At 72.2% G+C, this 17,372-nt stretch carries 15 protein-coding genes; 4 read left to right on the plus strand and 11 right to left on the minus strand.

Going from position 1 to position 17,372, the window contains the following annotated elements:
• Positions 1 to 42: 42 nt before the first annotated feature.
• From KY5_RS13945 to KY5_RS13970, 6 genes are all read right to left on the minus strand, one after another.
• On the minus strand, positions 43 to 1,185 hold the full coding sequence (locus tag KY5_RS13945) for a serine hydrolase domain-containing protein (protein WP_098242550.1): 1,143 nt from the start codon (positions 1,183 to 1,185) through the stop codon (positions 43 to 45).
• Positions 1,182 to 2,360, minus strand: coding sequence for a serine hydrolase domain-containing protein (locus KY5_RS13950; protein WP_098242551.1), 1,179 nt, complete (start codon positions 2,358 to 2,360; stop codon positions 1,182 to 1,184). Before KY5_RS13950 ends, KY5_RS13945 begins: the two co-directional genes overlap by 4 nt.
• 128 nt (positions 2,361 to 2,488) lie before the next feature.
• On the minus strand, positions 2,489 to 4,318 hold the full coding sequence (locus tag KY5_RS13955; RefSeq protein ID WP_098242552.1) for a TIGR03767 family metallophosphoesterase: 1,830 nt from the start codon (positions 4,316 to 4,318) through the stop codon (positions 2,489 to 2,491).
• Between the two features lie 257 nt (positions 4,319 to 4,575).
• Complete coding sequence (locus KY5_RS13960) at positions 4,576 to 5,043, minus strand: NUDIX hydrolase (RefSeq protein ID WP_098242553.1); 468 nt, start codon at positions 5,041 to 5,043, stop codon at positions 4,576 to 4,578.
• On the minus strand, positions 5,028 to 5,975 hold the full coding sequence (locus KY5_RS13965; RefSeq protein WP_098242554.1) for a pyridoxamine 5'-phosphate oxidase family protein: 948 nt from the start codon (positions 5,973 to 5,975) through the stop codon (positions 5,028 to 5,030). Before KY5_RS13965 ends, KY5_RS13960 begins: the two co-directional genes overlap by 16 nt.
• A gap of 88 nt (positions 5,976 to 6,063) precedes the next feature.
• Positions 6,064 to 6,522, minus strand: coding sequence for a VOC family protein (locus KY5_RS13970; RefSeq protein ID WP_098242555.1), 459 nt, complete (start codon positions 6,520 to 6,522; stop codon positions 6,064 to 6,066).
• A 114-nt stretch (positions 6,523 to 6,636) separates the two neighbouring features.
• Between KY5_RS13970 and KY5_RS13975 the strand changes: the two genes are divergently transcribed.
• Positions 6,637 to 7,194: a CGNR zinc finger domain-containing protein gene (locus KY5_RS13975; protein ID WP_098242556.1), complete on the plus strand. Its 558-nt coding sequence runs from the start codon at positions 6,637 to 6,639 to the stop codon at positions 7,192 to 7,194.
• Between the two features lie 223 nt (positions 7,195 to 7,417).
• Complete coding sequence (locus KY5_RS13980) at positions 7,418 to 10,702, plus strand: S8 family serine peptidase (protein WP_234362722.1); 3,285 nt, start codon at positions 7,418 to 7,420, stop codon at positions 10,700 to 10,702.
• 8 nt (positions 10,703 to 10,710) lie between these two features.
• Here the strand turns inward: KY5_RS13980 and KY5_RS13985 are convergent, their stop codons facing one another.
• Entirely contained in the window at positions 10,711 to 11,472 is a 762-nt protein-coding gene (locus tag KY5_RS13985) for a hypothetical protein (RefSeq protein WP_234362723.1), read from the minus strand.
• 1 nt (position 11,473) lies between these two features.
• Positions 11,474 to 12,016 carry an RNA polymerase sigma factor gene (locus KY5_RS13990; protein ID WP_098242558.1) on the minus strand — a complete coding sequence of 181 codons (543 nt, stop codon included), beginning with the start codon at positions 12,014 to 12,016 and terminating at the stop codon, positions 11,474 to 11,476.
• Between the two features lie 177 nt (positions 12,017 to 12,193).
• Here KY5_RS13990 and KY5_RS13995 point away from each other — a divergent pair, with 177 nt between their 5' ends.
• Positions 12,194 to 13,210: an aspartate-semialdehyde dehydrogenase gene (locus tag KY5_RS13995; protein ID WP_098242559.1), complete on the plus strand. Its 1,017-nt coding sequence runs from the start codon at positions 12,194 to 12,196 to the stop codon at positions 13,208 to 13,210.
• A 36-nt stretch (positions 13,211 to 13,246) separates the two neighbouring features.
• Here KY5_RS13995 and KY5_RS14000 read toward each other — a convergent pair whose 3' ends face one another.
• On the minus strand, positions 13,247 to 14,455 hold the full coding sequence (locus KY5_RS14000) for an MFS transporter (protein ID WP_098242560.1): 1,209 nt from the start codon (positions 14,453 to 14,455) through the stop codon (positions 13,247 to 13,249).
• A gap of 99 nt (positions 14,456 to 14,554) precedes the next feature.
• Here KY5_RS14000 and KY5_RS14005 point away from each other — a divergent pair, with 99 nt between their 5' ends.
• Entirely contained in the window at positions 14,555 to 15,421 is an 867-nt protein-coding gene (locus KY5_RS14005; RefSeq protein WP_098242561.1) for a LysR family transcriptional regulator, read from the plus strand.
• A gap of 15 nt (positions 15,422 to 15,436) precedes the next feature.
• Here KY5_RS14005 and KY5_RS14010 read toward each other — a convergent pair whose 3' ends face one another.
• Together KY5_RS14010 and KY5_RS14015 are read right to left on the minus strand one after the other, a co-directional pair.
• Complete coding sequence (locus KY5_RS14010; protein WP_098242562.1) at positions 15,437 to 15,940, minus strand: DUF1203 domain-containing protein; 504 nt, start codon at positions 15,938 to 15,940, stop codon at positions 15,437 to 15,439.
• A 94-nt stretch (positions 15,941 to 16,034) separates the two neighbouring features.
• Positions 16,035 to 17,309 carry a flavin-dependent oxidoreductase gene (locus KY5_RS14015; protein ID WP_098247240.1) on the minus strand — a complete coding sequence of 425 codons (1,275 nt, stop codon included), beginning with the start codon at positions 17,307 to 17,309 and terminating at the stop codon, positions 16,035 to 16,037.
• Between the last annotated feature and the right edge of the window lie 63 nt (positions 17,310 to 17,372).

Genomic DNA, 17,372 nt, shown 5'->3' on the forward strand with positions numbered 1-17,372 from the left:
GAAGCCACGGGTTCCCGCCCCTTCGCACGCGCGCCGTCCCTGCTACGTGCCGCAGAACTCCGCGTCCACCACGGGGTCGGCGTCGCCCGTCCAGTCGCCGTTCATGTTGAGTGCCAGCGAGTGGCGGCCGTCCTCGGTCGTCATCGCCAGGTTCGATGAGCCGTGCAGATCGCCGTCGTGGCCCCAGACCACCGTCTTGCAGTCCAGCTCCAGCTTGATGAGGCCGAGCCCGTACTCACCGCCGCGATCACCCCGGGACACCGTGTGCTTCATCTCGGCGAGCTGCTCCTCGGGCAGCAGCCTGCCGCCGAGCAGCGCCGAGTAGAAGCGGTTCAGGTCGTCGGAGTCGGAGATGATCTCGCCCGCCGAGCCGGCGAAGGACGGGTTCAGCTCCGTCACGTCGTACACCTTGGCCTCCGGGTCCATGGGGAGCTTGCCGTAGGCGCGGGAGCTGGGGCGCGGCATGGTCGCGCGGGTGCCGGGGGCGATGGTGGCGTTCAGGTGGAGCGGTTCGATGACGCGCCACCTGATCTCGTCGCCGTACTCGTTCCCCGTCACCTTCTTGATGATCATCCCGGCCACGATGTAGTTGGTGTTGGAGTAGCCCCAGTCCGACCCGGGCACGAAGGCCCGCTCCTTGCTCATGGCGAGCTTCACCAACTGCTCGGGCGTCCAGGTGTCGTAGCGGTGCTGGAAGAACTCCTTGCTGAACACCTTGCGGGCGAACGCGTCGACCCGGGAGTAGTCGGCGATCCCGCTGGTCTGGTTGAGGACCTGGCGGACCGTGATCGCGTCCCCGTCGTGTCCGTTCCCCTCGACGACGCCCGGCAGCCACTTGCCCACCGTGTCGTCCAGGTCGATCCGGCCCTCCGCCTGCAACTGGAGGAGCACGGTCGCCACGAACGTCTTGGTGATGCTCCCGACGCGGAAGCGGTCGTGTCTGCCCCGCGGGGTGCCCCGTCTCAGGTCGCCGACGCCCGAAGCGGTGTTCCAGGAGCCGTACTTGTCGCGCACCTGGGCGGTCACGCCGGGCACGCCCTCCGCGACGATGCCGTCGAGCGCCCGCCGGGTCGCCTCATGACGGTCCGGCCGCGGCGCGGCGGACGCGGGGGCCGCGAGCGCGCCCGCCGCCAGCGCCACGGTCAGCGCCGTCGCGGCGCCCGTCAGTCCTCTGCTCGGCGTCATGCCTTCTTCTCCGCTCCACAGAACTCGGCCGTCACCACGGGATCGAGGTCACCGGCCCAGTCGCCGTTCATGTTGAGTGCCAGTGAGTGGCGGCCGTCCGGGGTCGTCAGCGCCAGGGACGACGAGCCGTGGATGCCGCCGTCGTGGCCCCAGACCTTCCCCTTGCAGGGCAGCTGCATCTCGGAGATGCCGAGCCCGTAGCCGCCGCCCCTCCCGCCCACGGGAACCACCGTCTTCATCTCGGTGAGCTCCGCCTTGGGCAGCAGCCTGCCGCCGAGCAGCGCCGAGTAGAAGCGGTTCAGATCGTCGGAGTCGGAGATGATCTCACCCGCCGAGCCCCCCATGGACGGGTTCAGCTCCGTCACGTCGTACACCTTGGCCTCCGGGTCCAACGGGAGCTTGCCGTAGGCGCGGGAGCTGGGGCGCGGCATGGTCGCGCGGGTGCCGGGGACCGTGGTGGCGTTCAGGTGGAGGGGGTCGATGACGCGCCGCTTGATCTCGTCGCCGTACGCGTTGCCCGTCACCTTCTTGATGATCATCCCGGCGACGATGTAGTTGGTGTTGGAGTACTTCCAGTCCGTGCCCGGCGCGAAGTCGGGCTTGTGGCGCATGGCGAGGTTCACCAACTGCTCGGGCGTCCAGGTGTCGTAGCGGTGCTGGAAGAACTCCTTGCCGAACACCTTCCGCGAGAACTCCTCGTCGGTGGAGTAGTCGAAGATGCCGCTGGTGTGGTTCAGGATCTGGCGGACCGTGATCGCGTCCCCGTCGTGCCCGTTCCCCTCGACGACACCGGGCAGCCACTTGCCCACCGTGTCGTCCAGGTCGATCCGCCCCTCCGCCTGCAACTGGAGCAGCACGGTCGCCACGAACGTCTTGGTGATGCTCCCGACCCGGAAGCGGTCGTGCTTGCCCCGCGGCGTGCCCCGTTTCAGGTCGCCGACGCCCGAAGCCGCATCCCAGGTGCCGTACTTGTCGCGCGCCTGAGCCGTCACCCCGGGCACGCCCTCCGCGACGATGCCGTCGAGCGCCCGCCGGGTCGCCTCATGACGGTCATGCCCCGGCGCGGCGGACGCCGGGGCGGCGAGCGCCCCCGCCGTCATCGCCGTCACCGTGCTCAACAGCGCCGCCGCCCCCAGCACACGACCCCTTCGCACACGATCCCTCCGCACTGACATGTGGTGCCCCCTCCGTTGTCGATCGTGGTCGCCAGGGGGGACTGGGCGGCCCGGTGCGGAGGTTGACAGCGGCATGCGGGTTGAGCGCTTTCCGGCCGATCGCCCGGCGCCTCCTCGGTCTCGGCCGATCAGCCCTTCTTGAGGATGAGTTCCGTGTTCCTGTCCCCCGCCTCGCCGCCCAACGCGGGCTTCGCACCAGGGGCGTTGAAGGAGAGCTCGCGGTAGAGCGCGGCCAGGCCGGTCTGGGAGAGGTCGGCGAAGTCCGTGCGGTGCGGGGCGGCGGATTCGATGAGCGTGGTGAAGAGGGAGACCGTGCCGTCGTGGTTGTCGCTGATCTCCACCACCCGCGCGAGCTGCGGGAAGTCGATGTGCGACGCCGTGGAGACCTCCCAGAAGGAGCCGTGCGCGGTCCGGTGCGGCGTGATGGCGTTCTTGTGGCTGTGGCCGTTGACCCAGGCCAGAACTGATCGGTGGCGGCCGAGAAGTGCGAGGATCTCGTCGCCGCCGTGCCGGGCCTCGCCGGGCCGTGCGGGGTCGTGCCGCAGGTTCCGCATGGTCCTGCTGGTGTGGTGACTGAGGACGACGACGTACGAGGGACCGCCCGCACGCCGCTCGTTGGCGGCCAGTTCCCTTTCCAGCCAGCGCAGTTGGGCGGTCCCGAGCGAGCCCTCGTAGTGGCCGCCGGGGTCGGTGGTGTCCAGGCTGATGCCGAGCACGTCGTCGCTGATGCGGAAGGAGTAGTACTGGGTGGCGGACGCCAGGTTCTCCTGCGTGTAGCCGTGGCCGACGGGGCCCCGGCCCTTGTGGGCCGGGTCCAGGTGCGCCCGTATGTACTCGGCCGGGGTGAAGGGCGCCCGCGATGCGTCGGGCGTGACGTTCCGCATGCGCCGCGACTCGCTCCTGAGCAGTTCCTTGAAGTGATCGCCCTTGGGGTCGCGGCCCTTCTTGACGGCCTTCCACAGGGCGGCACCGCGCTGTTCGTCCAGTGCCATCAACTTCCGTCCACCGACGGCGAATTCGGTGAAGTAGGAGTCTGCGGGCGCCCAGCAGCCGCCGGGCAGCGCGTCGTGGTTGCCGACCGTGGAGTACCAGGGGAGGCCGAGGCCGGGGCTGTTGACCTCGCGGATCGCGGCGTCCAGGAAGCCGTGCAGGCGCGGGAAGCCGAGGCGCTTGTCGGCGTCGCGCAGGGCGTCGTCCGGGTGCCAGTAGAGCGTGAGCCCGCTGTCCTGGACGCCCTCGTAATGGCGCGGGTCACCCGTGTTGGGCGTGATGCGGCCGCCGCTCATCACCTTGAGGAACCAGTCGAGTTCGCCGCGGGAGTTGTTGTCGGTGTTGTCGCCGGTGGTGACGACGCAGTGCAGGGGCGCGCCGGTGGCGGGCGCGCCGCGCAGCGAGTTGACGCGCTCGACGAGGGAGACGGCACCGGCCACCGAGAGGGACTCCTGCGGACGCCAGGCGCTCGCGGTCTGCGCGCGCAAGTACTCGTAGCGCAGCGGGTGCTGGACGTCGACCAGGTGCAGATCGGTGAACTGGACGAACGCGGCGAGCGCGGTCCTGCGCCCCTCGCGCCCCGGCTTCGCCGCCGCCAGGTCGCCGCGGACCACGCGGCCCCAGGCGGGCCCTTCGCCGAGCCGCCGGTAGCCGGAGGCGCCGCGCGCCGCGGCCGCGGTGAGCAGGGTGGTGCCGCCCCGGTAGGGCGCGAGGGGCGCCGCAGGCGCCTGCCGGGAGCGCGGCACGGTGGCGTGCCCGGCGGGTGCGGCGTTGCCCGAGCCCGCGCCGGGGCCCAGCGCGTAGCCGACCCCGGCGGAGAGGGTGACCGCTCCGGCGGCGGCCAGGAAGGCACGGCGGTCGAGTCGCGCCGTGGCGCCGGCCACGGCGGAGGCGACGTCGGCCGTCGCGGCGGTGGTACCTGCTACGACCTTGGCGGTTGCGGTGGCGACAGAGCGTGTGCGCGGCATGGCGCGGTCTCCCCGAGTGCGAACGCGTCGGCAGTGGTCGCGGGGGGCCCGGGCCTGGCTTCGGCCTGCGAACTCCCCGCTCGTACTGGATCGTTGGCAGCGGGGATGACCTGCGCGTGAACGAGACCGCAACGTGCGGCGCAGATCACCGTACGTGGATCAGCCGATACCCTGCGCGGTCATGAGGCCCTCTCCGGCCGGAGAGGAGGCGGTCACTCCACGTTCATCTTCCGGGGAAGGGAAGGCTCGTCGGGGGTTCAGCGGCCGGGGTCCGCGGTGCGGGTCCCGTGCCCGTCGGCGGGGCGTGCGCGCCACAGGGCGAGGCCGATGTCGACGAGTCCGACGCGGTCGAGGTCCGGTACGGACTCCAGGGGGTGCCAGGCGGCCAGGTCCGTGGACCCGTCCGTCTCGTGGCGCAGTGCGCCGCCGGTGATCCGGCCCTCGTACACGATGCGCAGGCCGTGGAAGTCGGCGACGGCGCCGAGCCTGCGGGGGTAGCGGCGGCGCAGGGAGTCGATGCCGAGGAGCGTGAGCGGCTCGACCGCGTAGCCGGTCTCCTCGTCGACCTCGCGGATCACGGTGTCGTAGGGATCCTCGCCGTGGTCCATGCCGCCGCCGGGCAGCGTCCACCGCTTGCTGCCGTCGCCCGCCACCCAGCGGGCGAGCAGCACGTGGTCGTCCCGTACGCATACGGCGTAGGCCGCCACCCTCAGCTCTTTCTGCACATGCCGACGCTAGGCGCTCCGCTGGGGTTTGGGGGGATAACCTGCGGGTTCGCGGGCGAGTACTCCGGTGCCGACCAGCGCCATGGGCTCGCGTGCGGGGTCTCGATCGCTTCGGTGAGCGTGAAGTGGACCGTGCGGGTGGCGTCGGGGGCGTGGCTCGTCTCGGCCGTGCCGGTGAGCTGGAGCGTGGTGCCTGTGGTCCAGTCGAGGAAGAGGAGGCCCGCCCGGGGGTTCTCGGCGAGGTTGCCCAGGGAGAGGAACATCGCGTTGCCCGGGAAGTCGTCCCATTCCAGTGCGTACGGCGAGGTGACGCGGACGAAGCCGGGGTTGCCGCCGCGGTGGCTGGCGTCGGCGCCGCGCGCGTGGACCGTGGCGAGGAAGAAGGTGTCCGCGGCGGTCACGAAGGCGCGCTGCCCGTCCGTGAGCGCCGTGCCGCGCCGGGGCTCGCCGGGACCTTCCGGCCGCCGCCCGTCGTACAGCTCCCGCTTCTGGATGTACTTGGGGCAGTTGGAGAACACCTGGTCGGCCTCGATCGCGAGACCGCGGGGCGTGGGCCTCGCGCGGCCGTTGAGGCGCATGCGGCGTCGCGTGCGCGGGTCGAGTGCGATGGTGCCCAGGGGCGTGCTGTCGTGGGTCAGGACCTCGGCGAGGGGGTCGGTGGCGGGTGGAGAGGCCGCCACCGAGACCTGCCGGGGCCCTGTGGCCCGTACGAAGCCGGGGGCGCCGGTCAGCAGTGAGGCGTGGACGGCGCCGGAGCTGGCGGGGGCGCCTATCACCAGCATGGGCTGGAGCTCCAGGAAGGCGCCCGCTACCGGGCGGATGCCCTGGCCTATGGAGCGGCCCACATGGTCGGCGAGGTCCGTTACGCCGACCTTCTTCTGAAGGGCGCGGGAGCCCTGGTGGTAGGGGGACTGCACTGCGTGCGAGGACATGGATGGACTCCGTCTGCGGGTGCGTTGTGGCTGGGCGCGCAGTTCCCCGCGCCCCTGACGGGGCGCCCCTGGCGGGGCGCTCCCCCCTCTAGAAGAAGCCGCAGGTGGGGGCCGACTCGATCGGCGCCGCACCCGACTCCGCACCGGACGGAGCGTAGATCTCCAAGCGCGTGCCGTCCGGGTCGTGGAAGAAGATTCCGCCGGACGTCGCGCCCTCGCCGTGCGGCACGACCCCCTCGTACGCGAACTCCACGCCGTACGCCCGCAGCGCGCTCTCGTACTCCCTGACGCGCTCGATGGTGTCGACCTCGATCGCGAGGTGGTGCAGGCCCGCGTTGCCCCCGGCGAACGCCGCGTCCGCCTGCTGCCAGAGCGTGAGGACGGGGCGGGCGCCCTCCTCCCCGAGGAAGGCGAAGCGGCGGCCTTCCTCCTTGCCCTCGCCGAGTACGCCGTAGCCGAGGACGTCCCGGTAGAAGGCGAGCGAGTGCTCCAGGTCGGTGACGTTGAGGCCGATGTGGCCGGTGCGCGGAGCGGTGGACGTGGTCATGACTCTCCCCTGGTCGGACATGCGCCTAACCTTTCATATTGAGGTTAAGGGTTAGACGCCGAGCGCGTCAACCAGTCACGTACGCTTGACCGGTTAGCACTGAAGGGAACCCCCATGCCGCACGACCCCCGCCCCCTCACCGGCGAGCCGCTCTCCCTCGATCTGCTCAACACCGTCTGGATGCGCGACGGCGAGCGCCAGGACCTGCTCACGGGCACCGAGGGGCTCACCGGCACCGAGGGGCTCGCGGTCTGGCTCGCGGCGAACGGGCTCGACGAGCGGTTCGCCGCCGACGGGCCGACGCTCGAACACGTCCTGCGCGCCCGCGACGCGCTCGCCTCCGCCGTGGACTCCCCCGGCGACCCGGCGGGCGCCGCCCGCGTCGACGAGGTCCTCGCGCACGGCCGCATCCGCGCGCGCCTCACCGGCGAAGGCCCCGGCGAGGAGCCCGAGTTCGCGGACCCGGCGTGGGGCGCCGCCTGGCTCGCGGCCCGTGACTACCTGCGGCTGCTCGCCGCCGCGCCCGACCGGATCCGCGGCTGCGCCCACGAGGCGTGCGTGCTGCACTTCTTCGACACCTCGCGCAACGGCACCCGGCGCTGGTGCTCGATGGCCGCCTGTGGCAACCGCGCGAAGGCGTCGCGGCACTACGCGCGCTCGCGCGAGACGTGAGGGGACCCGAAACAGTTCCCTGCCCAAGTCCCCCTATACCCCGCCTTGTCCGCCATGGCGCATGGCGGAATTGCGTCACGCCCCGATCACAGCTCGGACAACTCTCCCCAAACAGCAGTCACTTGCGTAAGGCTGAGCGGTCATCCGGCCCCGGATTCCGGAACGTTCCGGAATCCGGGGCCGGACAGACCCTCCTTCCCGACCTTCACGCACAGGGATGCCGATGCCCAGATCCAGTTCCAGCGCCAGACGCGCGCCCCGCCTCGCGATAGCCGTCGGTCTCACCGCCGCGCTCTGCGCGACCGGGGCCGCCCCCATGGCCTTCGCCGCGGACAGCACGCCCGTCCCCGCGCCCAAGTCCACCGGCGACAAGCTCGGTTCGGCCGACGCCGAACTGCTCGCGGACGCCAAGGCGGACGGCGAGAAGACCGTCACGATGATGGTGGCCACCGCGCCGGGCGCCACCGAGCAGGTCGCGGACCAGCTCGACGCCGTCAAGGGCGGCTCGGTCGGCCGCACCTACGACAAGCTCGGCTACGTCCGCGCGACCGTGCCGACGGCCGAGGCTGACGCCGCGATCAAGTCGGCCGCCAAGCTGTCGTCCGTGCACGGCATCGACCTGCGCCACGAGATCGAGCTCGACGACCCGACCCCGGCGGCCGACCGCGCCAAGGGCGCGAAGCCCGCGGCCAAGGGCACGTACGCGGGCCCGGGCAAGAGCACCCCGGCGAAGAACCCGTACAACCCGTCCGCCGAGACGGGCGCCGTCGACTTCGTGAAGAAGCACCCGAAGGCCGACGGCCGGGGCATCACCATCGGCATCCTGGACTCCGGCATCGACCTGGGCCACCCCGCGCTGAAGAAGACCACCACCGGCGAGCGCAAGATCACCGACTGGGTGACGGCGACCGACCCGATCGTGGACGCGGACGGCACCTGGCGCCGCATGACCAACCCGGTCACCGGCCCCGTCTTCACCTGGGACAGCGAGACGTGGAAGGCCCCCGCGGGCTCCTTCCAGGTCAACCGCTTCCGCGAGTCGGCCACCACCGGCGGCGACGCCAAGGGCGACATCAACCGCGACGGCGACACCACCGACAGCTGGGGCGTCCTGTACGACCCGGCCGCGGGGACGGTCCGCGTCGACCTGAACGACAACAACGACTTCACCGACGACGAGGTCCTCAAGCCGTACAAGGAGGACCACCAGGTCGCCTACTTCGGCAAGGACGACCCGGCGACCGACGTCGTCGAGCGCGTCCCGTTCGTCGTCGAGATCCGCAAGGACGTGCCGACCGACCCGTACGGCGGCGACTGGGTCGGCAAGAAGGCCGACTTCGTCAACATCGGCGTCATCGAGTCCGAGCACGGCACGCACGTCGCGGGCATCACCGCGGCCAACGGCCTGTTCGGCGGCAAGATGAACGGCGCGGCGCCCGGCGCCAAGCTGGTCTCCTCGCGCGCCTGCACCTGGACCGGCGGCTGCACCAACGTCGCGCTCACCGAGGGCATGATCGACCTCGTCACGAAGCGCGGCGTCGACATCGTCAACATGTCGATCGGCGGGCTCCCGGCGCTGAACGACGGCAACAACGCGCGCGCCGAGCTCTACAAGCGCCTCATCGACGAGTACGGCGTGCAGCTGGTGATCTCCGCGGGCAACAGCGGCCCCGGCGCGAACACCATCGGCGACCCCGGCCTCGCGGACAAGGTCATCTCGGTCGGCGCCGCCATCTCCAAGGAGACCTGGGCCGCCAACTACGGCTCCCAGGTGGAGAAGAAGTACGCCATGATGCCGTTCTCCTCGCGCGGTCCGCGTGAGGACGGCGGCTTCGCGCCGATCATCTCGGCGCCGGGCTCGGCCATCAACACCACGCAGACCTGGCTGCCGGGCTCCCCGGTCGCCGAGGCGGGCTACCAGCTCCCCGCCGGCTACTCGATGCTCCAGGGCACCTCGATGGCGTCCCCGCAGGCCGCGGGCGCCTCGGCACTGCTGCTCTCCGCCGCGAAGCAGGAGAAGATCGCCCTCACCCCGGCGAAGCTGCGCACCGCGCTGACCTCGACCGCGAGCCACATCCGCGGCGAGCAGGCGTACGCGCAGGGCACCGGCCTGATCGACATCGTGGACGCCTGGGACGCCATCGAGGACGGCGCCAAGGCCCACACGTACACGGTGAAGGCCCCGGTCGACACCGCCCTTGAGCAGGAGCTGAAGAAGCCCGGCACCGGCATCTACGACCGTGAGGGCGGCCTGAGGACCGGCCAGAAGCGGACGTACGACGTGACGATCACCCGCACCTCGGGCCCCGACCGCGGCGTCCGTCACGAGCTGGACCTGGCCAACAACCACGAGGGCACGTTCAAGCTGCTGGGCAAGGACGAGGTGACGCTGCCGCTGAACAAGCCGGTCACCGTCAAGGTCCAGGCGAAGGCCGCCTCGGCGGGTCTGCACAGCGCGATCCTGACCGTGGACGACGAGCGCACCGAGGGCATCGACCAGCAGATCATGTCGACGGTCGTCGTCTCGGCGCCGCTCGCCAAGCCGTCGTACACGTTCTCGGCGACGAGCTCGACGCAGCGCAACAGCACCCAGTCGTACTTCGTCACCGTCCCCAAGGGCGCCAAGTCCCTGGAGGTCTCGCTCGGCGGTCTGAAGGACAAGAGCCAGACGCGCTTCATCGCGGTGCACCCGTACGGCGTCCCGCTCGACTCCACCTCGTCGATCGTCTGCTACCCGAACTACGAGAACCCCGCCAACACCTGCCGTCCGGACCTGCGTTCGTACGCGGACCCGCAGGCCGGTGTCTGGGAGATCGAGGTCGAGTCGCGCCGTACGTCGCCGCTGCTCGACAACCCGTACAAGCTGAACGTCGCCGCGCTCGGTGTCGCCTTCGACCCGGCCGTGCAGACGCTGCCCGAGGCGAAGGTCGGCACGCCCGCCCCCGTCACCTGGCAGGCCACGAACAACTTCGCGGCCGTCGACGGCAAGCTGAAGGGCGGCTCGCTCGGCTCGTCCAAGTCGGCGCGGCCCACCATCAAGCAGGGTGAGACGCAGGTCACCGAGGTCGTCGTGCCCGCGGGCGCGGAGCGTCTCGACGTCGCCATCGGCTCCACCGCCGATGTCGCCGCCGACCTGGACCTGGCCGTCAAGAAGGACGGCGTCGTCGTCGGTTCGTCGGCCGAGGGCGACTCGGAGGAGTCGGTCAGCCTGACCAAGCCCGCCGCCGGTACGTACACGATCGAGGTGGCGGGCTACTCGGTGCCGTCCGGGACGACCGCGTACGACTACCGCGACGTGTTCTTCTCCGACGCGCTCGGCCGGGTCACGGTCGACGAGTCGAAGCAGATCAAGCTCGCCAACGGCGCCACGGCGGGCGTCGAGGCCAAGGTCGAGGCGAAGGCCCCGGCCGCCGCGGGCCGTGAGCTGTTCGGCGAGGTGTCGCTCCTGAACGCGGGCGGCACGGTCGCGGGCAGCGGCAGCGTGAAGGTCGAGAAGGTCACGCCGTAGCAGTGTCCTCAGTCGCCGGACGGGCTCGTTCGAGCCCGTCCGGCGCACGGGATCGTCGCCGACCTCGGCAGGGCCTCGATGACCATCGCGCGCAGCCGGTCCCTGTCCTTGCGGTCCTTCGCCCAGTTGTCCGGCTCGGCCGCGTCCTTCGGGATGGTCACCAGGACGTCGTCGCCCTTCTCCAGGCGCGGGTCCACGTCGTGGTTCATGGGGAACGTGATCGTCCGCGGCCCGGACTCCGGCTTCAGATACCGCCGCACGTCGACCGTGACGCGGTCCTGCACACCGCCCGGCACCGGGTCCACCGCCGTGACCGTGCCCTCCACGATGAGCCGTGAGCACGCGACGAAGCCCTCGGGGGTCAGATCGGCGGAGCCGCCGCCCGCGCCGTCCTTGCTGTCGGAGGCGGCGCCCTTCCCCGCGTCCGAGTCACCGCTCGTGCTCTGCCCGGCGTCCACCGCGAGCCAGCCGAGACCGCCGATCACCAGCGCGGCCACCGTCGCGGCGACGGTTCCGAGGCCGACGGTGAGGCGGTGCCTCGCCGCCGAACGCGGGGCCCTGACCGGCACCACCGGCGGCGTCGGCGCTGCCGCGAGCGCGTCGCCCACGGCGCCGAGCCGCTCCCGCAGCAGCGTGACGTCCGCCACGGCCGCCGCGTGCTCGGCGGCGAAGTCGGGGTCGCTGAGCGCGTCGGCGGGCACCGGGTCGTCCGTGAGCGCCAGCATCAGCGCGTCGACGTCCCTGCCGTCGGCCTTGTCGTCGCCCGGCACGTCACACCACCTCCCCTTCGTGCAGCCGCGCCCGCAGGAGACGTACCGCCGTGTGCAGCCTGCTCTTGACCGTGCCCTCCGGTATGCCCAGTTCGTCCGCGATCGCCCGGACCGGCAGATCCGCGTAGAAGCGCAGGACCACGACCTGGCGCTGGGCGTCGGGCAGCTCCCCGAGCCCCTGCGCGACGGCGAGCGAGGTGGCTCGGGCCTCCGCGCCGTCCTCGTCGGTGGCCTCCCGCCACAGCACGGCCAGCCGCTCGCCGAGCCGCTCCTGCCTGCGTCTGGCCCGGTGCCAGTCCATGGCCAGGTTGGAGGCGACGACGGCCGCCCACGCGGAGACGTCGCGCGGCGCCTCGCGCCCGTCCGCCGCCCGCTCCAGGAGTTTCAGGCGGACCTGCTGCACCCCGTCCGGCAGGTCCGCGTGCGGCACGCCGCCGAGCGCGAGCACGGCCCTGACCCGGTCCTCCTGGGCCGGATCGAGCGGATCCGACCCCCGTGGCACGGCCCCCGCCCGTGACGCGCGGCGCACTTTCCTGCGCGGCAATGTGCCCCTCCGATCCCCGCGTTTCCCCTACGACGCCGGGGCGGCCCGAAACGTTCGCCCCGGATGTGGCGTCCCGCACCTCGGACAATGGATTGGACAACGCGGGCCTGGACAGACGCATCATGGAGCAACCCCAGGCCAGGGTCACCGGGCCGCACACACACGGAGGAAGTACCTGTGAAGGTCGGAATCGTCGGAGCCACCGGTCAGGTCGGCACGGTCATGCGCAAGATCCTCGCCGAGCGGAAGTTTCCCGCCAGCGAGCTGCGCCTGTTCGCCTCGGCCCGTTCGGCGGGCTCGGTCCTGGACGGCGTGACCGTCGAGGACGCCTCCACGGCGGACTACACGGGCCTGGACATCGTGCTCTTCTCCGCCGGTGGCGCCACGTCCAAGGCCCTCGCCGAGAAGGTGGCCTCGCAGGGCGCCGTCGTGATCGACAACTCCTCGGCCTGGCGCATGGACCCCGAGGTCCCCCTCGTCGTCTCCGAGGTCAACCCGCACGCGGTCGCGAACCGCCCCAAGGGCATCATCGCGAACCCGAACTGCACGACGATGGCCGCGATGCCGGTCCTCAAGCCGCTGCACCTGGAGGCGGAGCTCGAAGCCCTCGTCGTCGCCACGTACCAGGCGGTGTCGGGATCGGGCCTCGCCGGTGTCGACGAGCTCTTCGAGCAGGTCGAGAAGGTCGGCGAGGAGGCCCCGAAGCTCACCCACGACGGCTCGGCGGTCGACTTCCCCGAGCCGGACAAGTACGTCGCGCCCATCGCGTACAACGTGCTGCCGATGGCCGGCTCCATCGTCGACGACGGCCTGAACGAGACCGACGAGGAGCAGAAGCTCCGCAACGAGTCCCGCAAGATCCTGGAGATCCCGGGCCTGAAGGTCTCCGGCACCTGTGTGCGCGTCCCGGTCTTCACCGGTCACTCCCTCCAGGTCAACGCCCGCTTCGCGCGTCCGCTGAGCCCCGCGCGGGCCACCGAGATCCTCGCCTCCGCCGAGGGCGTCGTCCTCACGGACGTCCCGACGCCGCTGGTCGCCGCGGGCAAGGACGACGCGTTCGTGGGCCGCATCCGGAGCGACGAGACCGTGGAGAACGGCCTGGCCTTCTTCATCTCCGACGACAACCTCCGCAAGGGCGCCGCGCTGAACGCCGTCCAGATCGCGGAGCTGGTCGCGGCCGAGCTCAAGGGCTGACGCCCGCGAGGACGCCGAGAACGCCGAGGAGGGCGCTCACCCCGCGCGGGTGGCCGCCCTCTTCGCGTACGCGACCACGAGCAGCGAGAGGCCCGCGAGCCCGGCGCTCAGCCAGAGCACGTGGGAGACCCCCCGGCTGTCCGCCACCCGGCCGCCGACGAACGCGCCGAGGGCGATCGCCAGGTTGAAGACCCCGGCGAGCAGCGCCGACGCCGCCTCACGGGCCCGGGGAGCGGCCGCCACCGCCCAGTTCAGCGTGGAGACGGAGACCCCGCCGTAGGCCACGCCCCAGGCGACGAGCAGCACCACCGACACGGGGAGCGAACCGCCCGCGGGCTCCAGGAGGAGGACCACGGCGGTGAGCGCGGCGCAGATCGCGAGCATCGCGCGGCGCGGGTCGCGGGCGGCCACCGCTCCGGCCACGAAGTTGCCGACGATGCCCGCGACGCCGTAGCCGAGCAGCAGCACGCTGATGAGCCCGGCGCCGATGTCGGGCAGCCGCTCCAGGAGGGGCCTGACATAGGTGTACGCGGCGAAGTGCCCGGTCACCACGAGCATCAGGGCGACCAGACCCGCCCGCAGATCGGCGATGCGCAGCAGTCCGGGGTAGGCACCGGGCCCGGCCGCCTCCCGCGCGGGCAGCGCGGGCAGCGCGGCGGCCAGCAGCCCCGCCACGGCCAGGGAGAACACCGAAGCGGCGGCGAACGCCCAGCGCCAGCCCGCGAGTTCGCCGAGGAAGGTGCCCGCGGGGACGCCGAGGACGGACGCCACCGCGATCCCGCTGAATATCACCGCGGTGGCCCGCCCCGCGGCCTCCTCGCGGACCAGGCGTACGCCGAGTCCTGCCGCGATGGCCCACACTCCGCCGATGCACACGCCCACCAGGAGGCGCGCGGCGAGCAGGACGCCGAAGGCGGGGGCGAGCGCGGAGAGCAGATTGGCGACGGCGAGCAGCGCCATCAGCGCGCACAGGAGTGTGCGGCGGTCCACGCGCCGCGCCGCGCCGGGCAGCAGCAGGGCGGCGAACGCCGCGACGAGGCCGGGAAGGGTGACGGCGAGGCCCGCGGTGCCGTCCGAGACGCGCAGCCCCGAGCCGATGGAGGTGAGGAGTCCGACGGGGAGCATCTCCGTGGTGACGACGGAGAAGGTCGCGGTGGCGGTGGCGACGACGGCGAGACGGCCGCTCGGTTTCTTCAACTCGCCCTGCATTGCGGGGAGTTGCATGCTCTTGGTGCTCTGTGACATGACGTCCACCCTCCGCCGCCCACGTGCGGGGAACAACATGGAAGATCTCATCCTTGTATGAGCTGGACTGATCGATGCGGGGAGAGGGAACGGCGCACCATGAACGGACTGGAGATCCGGGAGCTGGAGTGCTTCCTCGTACTCGCCGAGGAACTGCACTTCGGGCGGACGGGCGAGCGGCTCTACGTCTCGCAGAGCCGTGTCAGCCAGCTGCTCGCCGCCCTGGAGCAGCGCATCGGCGCCCGGCTCGTGGAACGTACCAGCCGCCGGGTGCGGCTGACCATGCTGGGCGAACGCTTCCTGGCCGAACTGCGGCCTTCGTACGACGAGTTGGCGGCGACGGTGCGGCGCGCGCGGGAGGCCGCACGGGGCGTCGACGGTACGTTGCGGCTCGGCTTCCAGGGGACCGCCGACGCCCGGCTCATGGCGGCGATCGCCGCCTTCCAGGAGCGGCACCCGGCCTGTGTGACGGAGATCGTGGAGATCCCCTTCGCCGACCCCTTCGGCGCGGTGCGGCACGGTGAGGTGGACACGGCGATCGTGCTGCTCCCCGTCGAGGAGCCGGACCTCGTCCTCGGCCCGGTCTTCTCCCGACAGGAGCAGACCGTCGCCGTGTCCGTGCGGCATCCCCTGGCGGCGTGCGACTCGCTCACGGTGGCCGACCTGGAGCGGACCACGCTCATCGCGGCGACCGCGCCGGCGCCCGCGTACTGGCGGAAGGCCCAAGCCCCGTCGTCCGGCGAGGCCCTGGAGGTCCGCACGCTCCAGGAGGGACTGACGATGGTCGCGGCGGGCCGGGGCGCGATGCTCCTGTGCCGTCCCACGGCCTCGTACCACGGCCGCCGCGACGTCGTGTACGTCCCGGTCGAAGGCGTCCCCGACTCCGTGCTCGGCATGGTCTGGCACCGCGACGGCGAGACGGAGCGGATCCGGGCCTTCGCGCGGGCACTCGCCGCGGTGGAGTGAGGCACGCCTGCCGGGTCAGGGCCTGCGCACCTCGAAGTGGAAGCAGCCGTACTCGACCGCGCGGACGTGTACGAGGGCGACCTCGGGGTCGGCGAACGCCTCGGCGAACACGCCGTCGAAGCCCTGCTCCTCGTCCTCGGGGATCTCCATGAGGCGCCCGCCGACGATGTGCCCCCGGGCGTCGTAGCGCCGGACCGTGCGCAGGGCCCCGGCCCGCGAGAACGGGTAACCGGCCCGCTCGCCCTGCGGCCCCTCGCAGGGCTCGGCGTGGATGAAGACCGGGCCCTGCTCGTCGTAGGCACCGGGCGCCGCGCCGGTCTCCCGCGCCCAGCGGCGCAGCGGCGCGTACGAGACGAGGGCGACGCGCTCGCCGGGGGCGACGGGCCGCAGACAGCAGCGCAGCGGAGAGCCGCCTTCCGCGTCGACGTACGGGACGCAGGGGCGGCCCGCGTCGTCGGTGTCGCGGAGCTGCTCGAGGGTGTCGGGGGCGATGGCGCGTGGCGTGTACGTGGTGTTCATGGGTCGAGCCTCGCGCGTGGACGCGGCGGAGGCTGGCGGGATTCGGACGGGGAGTTCACCCCACCCGTACGCCTCACCCGCACGCCCCTCCCGTTCACCCCACTCCCCACGACCCCCGCGCGTTCAGCTCGGCCACGTCCATGCCCGTCGTGCTGCGGTACGCCTCGTCGATCGCGGCGAGTTCGTCCGGGGTCAGGACGTCCTGGACGTGGGCGAAGCCTTCGGGGGCCCGTTCGGCCACGGTCTGCAGGACGCGGTCGGCGGGCATGTCGCGGTTGGCGAGCACCACCGCGTTCACCGCCTCGCGGCGCACCGACTCGTACGCCCGCAGGCCCGCCTCCCTGTCGGGCGAGGCGAGCGCGAGGCAGCGGGCCAGGACCCGGGCGTCCAGGATCGCCTGGGAGCCGCCGTTGGACCCCACCGGGTACATCGGGTGGGCGGCGTCGCCGAGCAGGGTCACCGGGCCCCGGCCCCAGAACGGCAGCGGGTCCCTGTCGACCATGGGGTACTCCAGGATGTGCCGGGTGGCGGCGAGCAGCGCGGGCACGTCGAGGTCGCCGATGCGCCAGCCCGCGTAGTGCGGCAGTACGTCCGAGAGGCGCCCCGAGCGGTTCCAGTCGGCGGGTCCGGCGAGCCCGAGGTGGTGCTCGACGGGGAAGCGCACCTCGGCCACCCAGTTGAGCAGCGCGCGGCCGCGCTCCTCGGCGTGCCGCGAGATCGGGTAGACGACGAGTTTCGCGGTGGCGTTGGAACCGGCCACCGCGACGGTCCGCCCGCCGAGCACGGGGTGCCAGTCGGCGGTGCCGCGCCACATCCGGATGCCGTTCCACAGCGGCGGCCGCTCCCCGGGGTGCAGCTGGGCCCGCACGGCCGAGTGCAGCCCGTCCGCCCCGACCAGGGCAGCCACCCGTACCGAGTACTCCCTGGCCCGTCCCCTGTCCCGCAGGACGACCCGCAGCGCGGCCCCCTCCCGATCGGCCATGCGCACGAACGCGGTGCCGGTGTGCACCGCGCGCTCGCCGAGCCTGTCGCGCACCGCGTCGAGCAGCAGCAGCTGGAGGGCGCCGCGGTGGACCGAGTACTGCGGCCAGTGGTAGCCGAGGGCGAGGCCGCGCGGCTCGCCCCAGATGCGGTTGCCGTGCCGGTCGAAGTGGACCATCTCGTCGGGCGGTACCGCGGTCGCGGCGAGTTCGGCGCCGAGGCCCAGTTCGGTCAGCTCGCGCACCGCGTACGGCAGGAGGTTGATGCCCACACCGACCGGGCGCAGCTGTTCGACCGCGTCGACCACGCGGACGCCGATGCCCGCCGCGTGCAGGCTGAGGGCGGTCGTGAGCCCGCCGATGCCGGCTCCGGCCACCAGTACGTCGATCACGGCCGACGTACCGTCCGGCCCCGTAACCGGAACCGGCTGCGAAGCGGTCTGTTCGTCCCC

Origin of the sequence: Streptomyces formicae (genome assembly GCF_002556545.1) — a bacterium.
In the GTDB taxonomy this organism is placed as follows: Bacteria; Actinomycetota; Actinomycetes; order Streptomycetales; family Streptomycetaceae; genus Streptomyces; species Streptomyces formicae_A.

Excerpts from the sequence above, each read along its gene's own strand:
- KY5_RS13945 (WP_098242550.1), bottom strand. The coding sequence starts at position 1,185 with ATGACGCCGAGCAGAGGACTGACGGGCGCCGCGACGGCGCTGACCGTG.
- KY5_RS13950 (WP_098242551.1), bottom strand. The coding sequence starts at position 2,360 with ATGTCAGTGCGGAGGGATCGTGTGCGAAGGGGTCGTGTGCTGGGGGCG.
- KY5_RS13955 (WP_098242552.1), bottom strand. The coding sequence starts at position 4,318 with ATGCCGCGCACACGCTCTGTCGCCACCGCAACCGCCAAGGTCGTAGCA.
- KY5_RS13965 (WP_098242554.1), bottom strand. The coding sequence starts at position 5,975 with ATGTCCTCGCACGCAGTGCAGTCCCCCTACCACCAGGGCTCCCGCGCC.
- KY5_RS13970 (WP_098242555.1), bottom strand. The coding sequence starts at position 6,522 with ATGACCACGTCCACCGCTCCGCGCACCGGCCACATCGGCCTCAACGTC.
- KY5_RS13975 (WP_098242556.1), top strand. The coding sequence starts at position 6,637 with ATGCCGCACGACCCCCGCCCCCTCACCGGCGAGCCGCTCTCCCTCGAT.
- KY5_RS13980 (WP_234362722.1), top strand. The coding sequence starts at position 7,418 with ATGCCCAGATCCAGTTCCAGCGCCAGACGCGCGCCCCGCCTCGCGATA.
- KY5_RS14000 (WP_098242560.1), bottom strand. The coding sequence starts at position 14,455 with ATGTCACAGAGCACCAAGAGCATGCAACTCCCCGCAATGCAGGGCGAG.
- KY5_RS14005 (WP_098242561.1), top strand. The coding sequence starts at position 14,555 with ATGAACGGACTGGAGATCCGGGAGCTGGAGTGCTTCCTCGTACTCGCC.
- KY5_RS14010 (WP_098242562.1), bottom strand. The coding sequence starts at position 15,940 with ATGAACACCACGTACACGCCACGCGCCATCGCCCCCGACACCCTCGAG.